Origin of the sequence: Sorangium sp. So ce367 (genome assembly GCF_051520455.1) — a bacterium.
GTDB classification, from domain to species: domain Bacteria; phylum Myxococcota_A; class Polyangia; order Polyangiales; family Polyangiaceae; genus Sorangium; species Sorangium cellulosum_B.
Genome location: NZ_CP150334.1, coordinates 7,521,185 through 7,533,771, shown reverse-complemented (window position 1 = coordinate 7,533,771; position 12,587 = coordinate 7,521,185). Strand labels below are relative to the sequence as shown.

General features: G+C 71.9%; 7 protein-coding genes. 3 read left to right on the top strand and 4 right to left on the bottom strand.

Going from position 1 to position 12,587, the window contains the following annotated elements; all coding sequences use genetic code 11:
- Window positions 1-167: 167 nt before the first annotated feature.
- Window positions 168-590 (top strand): cupin domain-containing protein, encoded by a 423-nt coding sequence (locus WME97_RS28485; protein WP_437541959.1) that lies wholly within the window; start codon window positions 168-170, stop codon window positions 588-590.
- A 31-nt stretch (window positions 591-621) separates the two neighbouring features.
- Here WME97_RS28485 and WME97_RS28480 read toward each other — a convergent pair whose 3' ends face one another.
- On the bottom strand, window positions 622-1,068 hold the full coding sequence (locus tag WME97_RS28480; protein WP_437541957.1) for a CoA-binding protein: 447 nt from the start codon (window positions 1,066-1,068) through the stop codon (window positions 622-624).
- Window positions 1,069-1,151: 83 nt separating this feature from the next.
- Here WME97_RS28480 and WME97_RS28475 point away from each other — a divergent pair, with 83 nt between their 5' ends.
- Window positions 1,152-2,342: a mechanosensitive ion channel family protein gene (locus WME97_RS28475; protein WP_437541955.1), complete on the top strand. Its 1,191-nt coding sequence runs from the start codon at window positions 1,152-1,154 to the stop codon at window positions 2,340-2,342.
- Window positions 2,343-2,452: 110 nt separating this feature from the next.
- Complete coding sequence (locus WME97_RS28470; RefSeq protein ID WP_437541953.1) at window positions 2,453-3,415, top strand: L-lactate dehydrogenase; 963 nt, start codon at window positions 2,453-2,455, stop codon at window positions 3,413-3,415.
- 74 nt (window positions 3,416-3,489) lie between these two features.
- On the opposite strand, the gene WME97_RS28465 is transcribed toward WME97_RS28470, so the two are convergent.
- The 3 genes from WME97_RS28465 to WME97_RS28455 form a co-directional block, all read right to left on the bottom strand.
- Window positions 3,490-5,016 (bottom strand): hypothetical protein, encoded by a 1,527-nt coding sequence (locus WME97_RS28465; protein WP_437541951.1) that lies wholly within the window; start codon window positions 5,014-5,016, stop codon window positions 3,490-3,492.
- 401 nt (window positions 5,017-5,417) lie between these two features.
- Entirely contained in the window at window positions 5,418-6,620 is a 1,203-nt protein-coding gene (locus WME97_RS28460) for an FIST signal transduction protein (RefSeq protein ID WP_437541949.1), read from the bottom strand.
- Between the two features lie 316 nt (window positions 6,621-6,936).
- Entirely contained in the window at window positions 6,937-12,543 is a 5,607-nt protein-coding gene (locus tag WME97_RS28455) for a DNA repair ATPase (RefSeq protein ID WP_437541946.1), read from the bottom strand.
- Window positions 12,544-12,587 lie beyond the last annotated feature (44 nt).

The window sequence follows — 12,587 nt, the reverse complement described above, 5'->3', positions numbered from 1 at the left end:
CCCGGTCAGGATGGGAGCGTTTGTTCAGTAGAGCCCGGCGGGCCCCGTCGGAGCGCCTGGGACGCACCGGTCGTGCCGGCGGGGAGGCCGCGGCGGGAAGAGCGGATTGACGCGGTAGGGGCGCCCTGCTGGCATGGACGCCCTCAGTCGAGACGGGGGAGGGAAAGATGGCCGAGCCGAGACAGCCTGGGTTCGATCTCCGCAGCACCTACCTGCACCTCGCGGACGCGGGGGATGCGCTGCAGATCGATGTGAAGCCGACGTTCTGGCAAGAGCTCATGTCCGACGAGCCGGCGGGCGCCGAGATCCGGCGGGTCAAGCGCGTGGATGGCTGGCTCGTGACGCGGTTTCACATGGCCGAGGACACGCCCCGGTGGGAGATGCACCCGGCCGGGGACGAGATCCTGTACCTCCTCTCGGGCGCGATCGACGTGGTGCTGCAGGACGAGGGCGGCGAGCGGGTCGTCGCGCTGCGCGCAGGGACGGCGTGCACGGTGCCGCAAGGGGTGTGGCACCGGATGATCGTCCACGAGCCGGGGGATTTCTTGGCGATCACGTTCGGCAAGGGGACGCAGCACCGAGCGGTGTAGTCGCCCCACGGCGAGCCCGCCGTCCGACGCCTCAGCCCCGCCCTGCGTGGCGGCGGTGCTCCACCATCAGGCAGCGGTCCTGCACGACCAGGATGCCTGCCTCGACCAGCCGCTCGGCCACCTGGTCGTTCCGGATGCCGCTCTGCAGCCAGACGGCGCGCGGCCGGGCGGCGAGCAGGTCCTCGAGGTGCCCGGTGACGTCCTGGCCCCGCCGGAAGACATCGACGATGTCGATGGGGCCCGGGACGTCGGCCACCCGGCGATAGACCTGCTTGCCGAGGATGGTCTTCACGTCAGGGTAGTAGACAGGGACCGGGATCACCTCCACACCCGCGCCCTGCAGATAGCTGGCCACGTAGAACGCTGGCTGATCCGACTGCGCCTCGGTCTTGATGCCGAGCACGGCGACCCGCCGCGCCGAGCGCACCAGCTCCGCCACCCGGGCCTCGTCGTCGCTTATATCGCGAATGTCGTCCATGGAAGGAGTCTACGCCCCCGGGCGCGGCTCGGCGACGGATCCCCGCGCTCGGGCCGTGGCAGAGTTGTGGCAGACTCGGCCGCGTGAACCTCGACCGGCTCCCCGCGCTCTGGGCCGACCTCATCCGCTCTCCCGCCTCGCTGCCCGTCGCGCTGGCGATCTCGGCCTCCGTCCTCGCGCTCGGCTTCGTCGTCTACCGCCTGGTCTTCGCCTCGCTCTCGCGCCTCGCGGGCGCCACGCAGACGTCGCTGGACGACCTCCTGGTCCGCCGCATGCGGCTGCCGGCGCGCATGCTCGTCGCGCTGCTCGCGCTGCACGCGTTCATCTCCCTCCGCGGGGGAGAGCTGCCCACGCTCCACAAGGCCGTGCTCCTCCTGGAGCTCACCCTCGCCGCGTACCTCGCCATCGAGATCGCCGAGACCCTGATCATCGACTACTGGCTCGCCGAGCGCAGGAAGGTGCTGCTCCCGGCGCTGGTGCGGCACCTCCTGCTCACGATCCTCTACCTGGTCGCCGGCCTCTCGATCGTCGGCGCGGTCACCGGGGTCGACCTCGTGCCGCTGCTCGCGACCTCGACCGTCATCACGGTGGTCCTCGGCCTGGCGCTGCAGGACACCCTGGGCAACCTGTTCGCCGGGCTCGCCCTGCACTCCGAGCGCTCGTTCGGCGTCGGGGACTGGATCCTCGTCGACGGGGTCGAGGGGCAGGTGATCTACGTGGGGTGGCGGTCCACGCGCCTCCGGACGTTCTCCGGAGACGTGGTGATCCTGCCGAACTCGATCATCGCCAAGGCGCGCGTCCAGAACTTCTGCGCGCCGGACCGGAACTGCGCGCGCAACATCGAGATGCTCGTCGCGCTCGCCGCCCCGACCGAGGCCGTGGAGCGCGCCGCCCAGCGCGCCTGCAGCGAGGTGCCCGAGGTGCTGCGCGAGCCCGCGCCCAGGCTCTGGCTCGCCGCCGTCACGCCGCTCTTCCAGCGCTACGTCATCAAGTTCTGGATCGCCGACTTCGAGCGCCACGATCTGCTGGAGTCCGAGGTCATGAAGGCGTTCTTCCGCGCGTGCCGCGACGAGGGCGTGGCGCTCAGCCCCGCCGCGGCGCAGCCGGCCCTCGCCATCGAGACACGGCCCCCGGCCGGCGCTCCGGGGCTCGCCGAGGGCGCCGCAGGGCCCGCCGGCGCCGCAGTACACGCCGCCGACCCGAGGGCAGCGCCGGCGGTCGTGCCGGCGATCGTCGTGGCGCCGGCCGCCCCGGCGCCGGACGCTCACGGCTGAGCCTGCGCCGGCTCAGGTCGTGGCGCCGGCGGGCGATCACCGCCGAGCCCGCGCGGGCTCAGCGGCCCGATTTGCCTTGGTGCAGCCGTCCCGCCGCGGTACCCGGCGGTATGCCTGATCACCAGACCATCTCTTCCAGCAAGGTCGCGATCGTGGGTGCTGGCAGCGTCGGCGCGACGATCGCCTATGCGAGCCTGCTCCGCGGCGTGGCGAAGCAGATCGCCCTGTTCGACACGAACCGGGCCAAGGTCGACGCCGAGGTGCTCGACCTCAACCATGGGCTGCAGTTCGTCCCGGTGGCCACGCTCGACGGCAGCGATGACGTCGAGGTCTGCCGCGGGGCGGACGTTGTCGTGATCACCGCCGGTGCGAAGCAGAAGCCCGGACAGAGCAGGATGGACCTCGCCACCGCGAACGTCGCGATATGCCGCGAGCTCCTGCCGAGGCTCCAGGCCGTCGCGCCGGACGCGCTCTACCTGCTCGTCACCAACCCGGTCGACGTGATCACGTACGTCACGCTCAAGCTGACAGGCCTCCCGCCCGCCCGCGTGATCGGCAGCGGCACGGTGCTCGACAGCAGCCGGTTCAGGTTCCTCATCGCAAGGCGGCTCGACGTGGCCGTGCAGAACGTCCACGCGTACATCGCGGGAGAGCACGGGGACAGCGAGGTGCCGCTGTGGAGCAGCGCGAACGTGGCGAACATCCCGCTCGACGCGTGGTCCGTGCCCGGCCACGGCCACCTCGGCGCGACCGAGCGGGCGGAGATCTTCTCCAACGTGAAGAACGCCGCCGCCCAGGTGATCTCCGGCAAGGGCGCGACGAACTACGCTATCGGCCTCGCGACCGCCAAGATCCTGGAAGCCCTGCTCCGCGACGAGAGCCGCGTGCTGCCCGTCAGCAGCCTGCTGAGCGGCTATCGCGGGATCGACGATGTCTGCCTGAGCGTGCCGTGCATCGTGAACCGGTCCGGCGTCGAGTCACAGCTGCCCATACCGATGAGCCCCGAGGAGGAGGCCGGCGTCCGGGCCAGCGCGGACACGATCCGCAAGGCGATCCGAACGCTCGGATTCTGAGGCGACCCCGCGCGGCCGTTGCCCATCTTCAAATGGGTCTTCCTCGATGTGTGCTGCGTGGCGGCGGCCGCGGCTCACGGCGCGCAGCGCGTCCCTGTCTTGAAGCTCCAGCAGGCGGCGCTGACGCCGGCGTGGCCTGCGCTGGAGGAAGACTCGAGTCCTCCCGGACCGCCTTCACCCGGCTCTCCAGGGATGAACTCCTTCAACGACGGCACGGCAGCAGGGGCGGCGTCGTAGGCGATGCCGATCGCATGTCCGCCGCGCCCGCCGCCTCCGGGGCCGCCATCGCCGCCGCGCCCGCCCATCCCCCCAGCCCCGTTATCGGGCGCATTCGCATCGTTCCGGGTCGTGCCGCCCGGTGCACCTCGCCCCCCTTCTCCGCCGCTCTGTCCTGCGGCGCCGATTCCTCCTTTGCCGCCATGACCCACCGTGACGGTCACGTCGGCCAGAGTCAGCTTCGCCCCGATGCTCACGATCCCGATGCTGGACCCGCCGGCTCTCCCGCCTGCGCCGCCCTTGCCGCCGCATCCCCCTGCGCCTCCACCCCCACCGCCCGGGGCAGCGCCGTCTGCCGGACGCCCGTCGATGAAGGTACAAACGACGCCCAGCACGCGTGCGCCAGCGCCCCCTCCGCCTCCCTGGCCCGGCTTGCCGGGCTGGCCGGGGGCTCCGTCGCCGTCCGTGATGCCGGCGAGGGTCAGCCTCCCGTCATGGCCGCCTTCGCCAGGCGTCCCGCTGGCGCCAGTGGCACCGGCGATGCCAGCCTGGCGGGTTCCCGAGGCGTCGACCGTGCCTCCAAACCCGTCCGGGGGTGTGCTCGCGAGCGGCTTGCCGCCCTCACCGGGTTGCGCAGGCGTGGAGGGCAGACTCACGGCAAGGGGCGACGTCTCCCCGGTCCCGCCCGCGCCACCATCGGTGACCACGTCACCGCACGTCATCCGTCCGGACTCACCACCGCGCGCGGGAACCACGCAGGCATTCGTCGGTGCGCGCGCGCCCTCGGCCGGAGCGTCCCCCCCAGCGTCTGCCGCGGTTGCCTGCGGCTCACCATCGGATCCGGGCATGCCGTCGCCGGCCCGCACCTCGAGGTGGCTCAGCTCGGCCGCGATGTCCGCCACGGCAACCGCGATGGACGACCCGCCAGGCTCCGTCGCGCTCGCCGCGGAGATCACGAATCCATGCACCTTCGCCCCGTCCGCGTCGCTCGTCAGGGTCAGCGCGACCTGTCCCGCCGGCCCCGCGATCGTGCTCTTCGCATCCGGGCTCTGCTTCCACTCTCCATCGCACGTGAAGTCCCCGCGCACCTCGATCCCCGCGGGAAGCGTCACGGCCTCGGCGAAAGGATGGCCGGCGCATGCGCACACCGTCCCGCCCTTCGCGTTGTCGATCGCCTCTTGCAGGCGCGCGTAGGGAGCGTCGCGCGTCCCGGCGCCCCCAGGCGCAGCGCTCGCGCTCGCGAACACGTCGCACCCGACGACCGGCGTCGGTCCTTCAGGCTCCTCGTACATTCGTGCCCGCTGGCACGCGGTCGCGCACAATGCCGCGGCGAGCACCGCGGCGCACCGGAATCGATGCGTCTTCTCCAACGGATTGCATCGCATGAAGTCACTCCTCCGTGTCACTGGTCGAGCACCTTGACGACCCACCCGTCCTCGTCAGCCTCGACATGCGCCCCTCTCGCGGCGGAGCCAGCGCGCCGTGAACGGACCGCATCGGGTAGGCCGCGCCGGACGCAGCTCGACGTCCAGAGGTGTTGCTCCCCTGCAGGTGTCTCGCGATCGATGGTGGTCCGGTGCCACGCTCGCCGCGGTGCAAACATGGCGCGTGCCACGAACGCCGTGCATCGACATCGCACCTTCGTGAACGTCGAGGGCGTCTATCGTCCGTCTGCCGGCCAGACCCGGCTCGTGCCTCTCCTCGGGCCGGTCAGCTCAGCAAAGCCCCCACACGCCGCGCAACGGTCCGCCCCGCGTCTTCGTCAGCCCAGGCAGCTCAGCAAAGCTCACCCGCCAGCCGTCGCCTGGTCCGACTCTCCCCACGCCACCATGACCGCGCTCGTGTTGTAGAAGCCCTCGACGCTCCCCCCGAACTTCGCGATCTGCCCGTAGCAGGCCATCCCGAACATCGGGTTCGACGCCGCGTTCGGCGAGAGGAACGCCCGCACTTCCTCCCGGTACCGCTCGCCCAGCATCCGGAACCGCGCCGCGCAGTCGAACACCAGCGAACCGGCCACCCCGGGCAGCGGCCCCAGCACCTTCGTCGACAGGCTCTTCGCCGCCTGGAGCACCGTGTCGGTCGCCGCGTTCACGACGCGCACCACCTGCCCGCGCGCCAGCCCGCCGGTCAGCACCACCGCGCCGTCCCCGCGGATCGCGATCGGCGACCTGATCTTCAGCGCCTCGCCGAACGGCGTCTTCGCCCCGAGCGCGTGCTTCGCCATCGTCTGGAGCAGCCCCTCGCCGCTCGAGCGGAAGCCGAGCCGCGAGAGCTCCTCCTCGTACACACGCGCCGCCGGCTGGCCGTCCAGCGTCCTGAGCACGTTCCGCTCGATGTCCGTGATCGTGAAATCCCGCCCGCCCTCGGCGGCGCGGAACCCGTGCACCACGTCGATGTTCACCCGCTGCCGGTGCGTCAGTCGCACGAGGACCGCCGCGTCCGTCAGCACCTTGCGGCCGAGGAACACCCGCGCCCCCTCGAACGTCCACCCGTCGCCCGCCGTCCCGCCGAAGACGCGCGTGTGCGGCGGCACGCCCTGGCGGAGCGCGGCCACCAGATCGTCGCCGTCGCACGCGAACGCGTCCGCCAGCACCAGGATCGAGCTCGTCGCCCCGCTCCGCCCGCTGCCGCTCGAGACGGCCTCGTCCATGTCGCTCAGCGCCGCCCTGATGCTCTTGCCGTGATCCGAGCGCAGCTCGCGCGCCGCGGTGCACGCCACCTCGACGTTCGCTCCCCCGAGGAAGGCGCACGTCACCCCGCTCCTGCTGAAGCCGCGCTCCGTGAACGACACCCCGCCGGTGGTGGCTCCGACCACCGGAACGCCCGTCGCGTCCTCGACCGCGGCGAGGTACTCCTCGTGCTTCGTCCCGCTCGGCATGGCCACGATCGCGAGCCGCGCCGGCTCCTTCCACTCCGCGACCGTCCGCTCGATCTTCCGGCCGAGCAGCCACGCGTTCCCGTCAAAGGGTCCGAGGGTCATCATCTTCATGCGCTGAAGCTCCTGAGTGCCCGGCGCCGGAGCGCGGGCTTCGGATCCAGGCCATCGCCGACGAACCGCGTCATGACGGTGATATCACGCACGAGGGAGGCCGCTCCACTCCTCATGGAGGGGCGCCCGCCGCGCGCGGCCGCTCGCTCGGGCGACGAACAGCGCGCAGCATCGGCTCAGCTCGGATGCTGTGCTCGGGCCGCATACCTCCGCGCCGCAGCACCGCGCCCTGCTCTGCCCTGGGCGCGCGAGCGCGGCGTTGGCGTGGCGTCGGCGTCACCGGGCGAGCACGTGAGCGCCCGCTCTGCGAGCGCGCTCACATGCCGAGCAGCATCGGCTCCCGCTGCCGCACGAACCCCTCGACGAGCTCCCGCTGCTCGCCCGAGAGCCGCACGAAGCGCGCCCCGAACCCAGGCGGGCCCTCCTCCTCTGCCTCGCGCGTCCATTCGACCACCCCCACCGCGTCGATCTCGCCGCCCTCCGCGAACGGGATCTTGAGCGCCACCGTCGTCCCGCGCGCCGGCGGCGGCCGGAAGGTCGGCACGAAGATGCCGCCGTTGTCGACGACGTCGGCCGCGGGCGCCGTCCGGTAGAAGTTCGCCGGCGACGCCGCCCCAACCCGCGCCTCGAAGCGCGGCGGCGGCGGCTGGCTCTGCGGGCGCGCCGCCGCGCGGACCTTCTCCTCGAGCGACCGGAGCCCCTGCGCGAGCTCCGAGACCTGCGCCTCGATCGCCCGGATGCCGAACGCGCTCTGCGTCGTCGCCTTCGCGAGCGGCGCCACGATCCGCTCCACCAGCGACAGGTGGTGCCCAACGAACTCCGACACCGAGCGATCCGTCTCGACCTTCACGTCGACCCGCGGCTGCGCCACCCCCTTGAGCGCCGCGGAGAGCCGCTCCATCTCGGGCGCGAGCCACTGCTTCATCTCCCGCGCCCGCGCGTCCCCCGCCTGCGCCACCGCGGCCGCCTTCCCGATCGCCCCGCGGATGCCCTCCAGCTGCTCGCCCAGCATCGACAGCGTGCCGGTCACGCGCACGACCGGGTCGTCCTCCTTGCCGCCCATGCGCTTGATGCGCATGAAGCCCTTCTTGATCTCGTCCCACCGCGCCGCCTGCTCCGGCGTCATCCGGCCGCGCAGCTCGGCGAGCTTGAGGAGGTTCTGCTCGGCGCCCGTCGTCAGCGTCTGCGACTCGCTCACGTAGTGATCGTCGATGAGCCGGTCGACCTCCTCGGGCGTGTGCGCCGCCACGACCTTCTCGGCCAGCTTGTTCATGTTCCGGTAGCTGCCCTGCAGCTTGAACGGCGGCTCCGTCCGGAAGGCGTCGTCCTGCGACGCGCTCCGGATGTACTCGAGGTTCACGGACAGGAGCACCTTCTGCACCCGGAAGAGCCGCTCGAACACGGCGACCATCTCCGAGACCTCCGCGGCGGAGTAGGCGTGCTCGAGCTCCGTCGCGGCGATGGCCTCGCCCTGCGCCATCCGGATGAGCTTGTGCGTGTCGCCCGGCGCGCGCCCGGAGAGCGGCGCGAGCGTCGGGTTCGACGTGAGCGCGTTCTCCAGGTAGCTCAGCGCGAACAGCGCCTCCTTGCCGTCGAGGACGTCGCCGAGGTTGTACGTGTCGGCCCGGTTCGACAGCATGTCGGGGATCTGGAACCGCGCGCCCGACTCCGTGTACGGGTTGCCCGCCATCACCACGCAGAACTTCTTGCCGCGCAGGTCGTACGTCCTCGTCCGGCCCCGCCACACGCCCTCGATCCGGCGCTGCCCGTCGCAGAGCGAGATGAACTTCTGGAGCAGCTCCGTGTTCGTGTGCTGGATGTCGTCCAGGTACAGCATCACGTTGTTGCCCATCTCGAACGCCAGGTTGATCTTCTCGACCTCCTGGCGCGCCGTCGCGTTCGGGGACTCGGCCGGGTCGAGCGACGTCACCTCGTGGCCGAGCGACGGCCCGTTCACCTTCATGAACACGAGGCCGAGCTTGCTCGCGACGTACTCCATCAGCGTCGTCTTGCCGTAGCCCGGCGGCGAGATGAGCAGCAGCATGCCCATCAGGTCGGTGCGCTTCACGTCGCCCGCGGCGCCGAGCTGCTTCGCCAGGTTCGCGCCGACGAGGTGGAGGTACACCTCGTCGATGAGCCGGTTGCGCACGAACGACGTGAGCACCCGCGGCGCGAACTCCTCGAGGCGCAGCCGCTTCCGCTCCCGCTCCGCGATCTCGCTCCGCACCTTCCTGTAAGCGCGGTAGCGCGGCGCCCTCTCGTGCAGGAAGTTCTCGATCCTGCTCAGGAATTCGTCGAGCCGGAGCGCGATCGCGCGCTCCTTGATGCGCGGGTGCTGCCCGAGCAGCCCCTCGACGCGGGCCTCGGTGACGGCCCCGCTCGGCTCCCGCTCGATGTGCCGCTCCGTCACGACGACGACCGCCGCCTCGAGCGCCAGGTGCTTGAGCGCAGGGGTGCTCGCGGCGAACCCCCTCAGCCACGCGAGCGCCAGCTCCAGCCGCTCGGCCGGGTGCTTCTCGAGCTGCCGCAGGTCCTCCTCGAACGCCGCGCGGCCCCCCGTGAGGTCGAGGCGCGCGAGCAGCGCGTCGCGCAGCTCGAGCGCCGCGTCGCTCGTCACGAACCGGGGGCGCTCCGCCGCCAGCTCCTCGACGAGGTACCGCGCCGCCACGCGCACGTCCGCCGCGCTCGCCTCGAGCCTGTGCGCCGCCGCCGCCGCGGCCACGCCCTGCGCGAGCTCGGCCGCGAGCGCCGCCCGCGCCTCGCTCTCGCCGAGCTGCGCCGCGAGCCGGCCGAGGCTCCGCGACCGCCGGTGCGCGAGGTCCCGGGCGCGCGCGTCGAGCCCCGCCCACGTCAGGCAGGCGAGGGCCCGCGGCGCGCTCCCGAAGCGCAGGAGCCCCGCCGTGGACCGCAGCGCGAGCAGCTTCTCCAGGATCAGCGCCGCGTCCGCGTCGTGGACGCCGCGCTCGTAGCCCTCGTCGTGCCGGCCCTCCGCGTACGCGCGCACCGCGCCGAGCAGCCCGCCCGGGCCGAGCGACGCCTCGCGCAGCCGCTCGATCGAGAGCCCGCCCCGCCCCGCCTCCGCGTCCGCGAGTATCGAGCCCGCGAGGAACTCGCCCCTGTAGACCTCGGGGGTCTCGCTCGCGAGCTCCTGGCCCCAGAGATCGCGCGCGCTCTCGAGCGCCGGGTCCTCGATCGGCTCGAAGAAGTCGGTCCCGGTGAGGTGCAGCGCGAGCCCCCCGCCGCGCGGGACCAGCGTGAGCTCCAGGGACTGCGTGCTCACGTTGAAGCGGTGGCGGCCCAGCTTGATGACGTCGCCGCCGCCCTCGAACAGGTCCTCGCGGTCGCGCAGCGCCCGGAGCGCGTCCTGCCGCGCCGACTTGAGCCGCGCCTCGACCTCGTCCCCCTTCACGCTGTCGCCGAGCGCGTGGAGATCGGCCGCGAGATCGCGGAGCTTCGCGACCATGGCGTCGGACGCGAAGTAGGTGTTCAGCTCGTCCACGCCCGCGAAGGTGCGCGCCCGCCGCGCCACCCCCTGGACGATCCGGTCCGCCGCGGCGACGAGGTTCGAGACGCGCCGCTGCCGCTCGTCGAGCAGCGCCTGTCTGCGCGCCGCGATCGCGTCGTTCACCTCCTCGCGCTTGGCCGCGAGCTCGCCCAGAAACTCGTCGAACTCGCCGAACTTCCCCTCGAGCTCCTCGAGCTGGACGAGCAGCTTCGACAGCTCGGCGTCGCAGCGCTCGGGCGTGTCGCACACAGCGATCGCGCTCGAGACGCTCTGGCCGAACACCTTGAACTGCGCGCCGAACTCGGCGCGCCCCTCGGCGCCCCGCAGGTCCTTGCCGCGGGCGCTCAGCGTCGCCCGCGCGCGGTTCAGCTGCGCGTAGACCTCGCTGATCCCCTCCAGGATCCGGGTCCGCGCCGTGGGGTCGTCGACCTTGAGGCTCGCCACGATCTCGGCGAGGACGGAGAGCCCCTCGTTCACGGCGTCGAGATCCGCGGCGAACGGCGCGAGCTCGGGCGACTTCGCGACGGCCTCGATCTTCGCGATGAGGCCCGCGAGCCGGTCGGCCAGCGGGCGGAACGCCTGCTCGCCCAGCAGGAACGTCACGCACGCCTGGCTCACCTCGTCGGCGCGCGCGACGATCTCGGCCTCGAGCGCGTCGACGCGGCCGAGGTCCATGTACTTGAGCTCGCGGAGCGTGATGAGGTGCCCCCGCTGCCGTCGCAGCGCGGTCAGGGCCTTCAGGAACGCGTCGACGCTCGCCGCGTCCTCGGGCCGCACCCCGGAGAGCAGCTGCCGCTGCGCCGCCTCGGCCTCGGCGAGCGCGGCCGCGGCGCGCGCCTTGATGCCCTCGACCTTCTCGAACTCGTCGACGATGCTCTCGGAGACGCCCCGGAGCTCGTTCACGACGGATAGCAGATCGCCCGCCTCGGCGTGGCCGAGCCAGTAGTAGGCGTCGGCCATCCGCTCGGCGGTCCTGATGAGATCCTCGTACGTCTGCCGGGTCGGCGACCCGTCCAGCGCCGCGCGCCGCATGCTGAGCGCGTCGGAGATCCCCCGGACGAGGTCGGCGTTGCCCACCTTCGCGAGGTACGAGCCGTCGGTCGGCGCCGACGCCGCGAACTCCGCGGTCATGAACGGCGTCTGCCAGATCTGCATCGGGTGGACGCGGGTCGCCTCGTCGCTCGACGCCCGGAAGATCACCATCTTGCCGTCGTCGAAGAGGCTGTACCCGTGGCACTGGATCGGCGTCGCGATCTCCTTGCGGATCAGGTTGTACGGGAAGAGCACGTACCGCCCGTCCACGACCTGGTGGAAGACGTAGAGCACGTCTTCCCCGTTCGGAGAGCGGATGACCCGCTCGAAGACGAGGCTCTCGGTGCTGCCCTCGAAGCGCTTCGTCTCCCCGGTGATGAGGTAGTAGCCGTTCGGGAAGACGATGCCCTGGTCCTCGGGGAGGCTCAGGCAGGCGAGGCCGATCGCGTCGATGCGCGTGACCTTCCGGGTGCGGCCGTTGTAGACGAGGTAGCGGTACGCGGGCTCCCGGAACGGCTTGATCTTGAGCAGGATGAGCGGCCCGAGCCGGGCGTACTGGATGTCGGCGTCGTCGAGCGCCTGGCCCGCGTCGTCGACCGGCTCTCGGTAGATGCCGAGCCCCGTTGTCGTGTTGTTCTCGACCTTGACCGTGAGATCGCCGCCGACCGTCTCGACGAAGATCTCGCCGAGGATCGCGACGTGCGGGTGCTTGCCCTGCACGTGGTCGTCGCGGGTGGCCTGGGTCCAGGCGAAGTCGTGGGCGCGCGGCCGGACGTTGTCCTCGTCGCCGCGCGCGTCGAGGTACCGGATGCGCCCGGTCGCGTCGAGGCTCCACCGGAACACCTTGGTGTCGCGCTCGGTCGCGCCGACCTGGAAGATGGCGAGCAGCCGCGTGTCGCCGCTGCGGCGCAGCTGGAGCAGCCGGGGCTCCTTGACGTAGCGGTGGAGGTCCTTGAACTCCTTGACGAAGCTCGGGTCGCCGAGGAACGCGTCGCCCTCGTCGAGCGGCACGTGGGTCAGGTCGAACGCGCCGCCGTCCTTCGCGAAGCGGTGGAGGCTGAAGACGTCGCCGACGTTGACCTCCTTCAGCCCCATGAACACGAGGTAGCCGACGAGCAGCTTGCCCCGGATGCTCACGATGTCGCGCGGCACGCAGTTGTTCTCGGTCCTGACGCGGGCGTTCTCGAGGAGCGCGAGGTCCGTGCCGCCGAACACCTCTTTTCGCCGCGCGTTGAGCGCCTCGGCGCGGCGGGCGAGCTCCTCGGCGCGCTCGACGAGCCGTCGCCGGATGACCTCGTAATTGCCCCCATCCAGCGCCTCCGCCGCCTGCGGCGGGGACGCCCCCGCCGCTCGGGCCGCGCCGTCCAAGGCCCCTGTCGACACCATGCATGCTCCGTGTGGTCAGCCGAAAGGCCCGCCCCCGCGTCGAT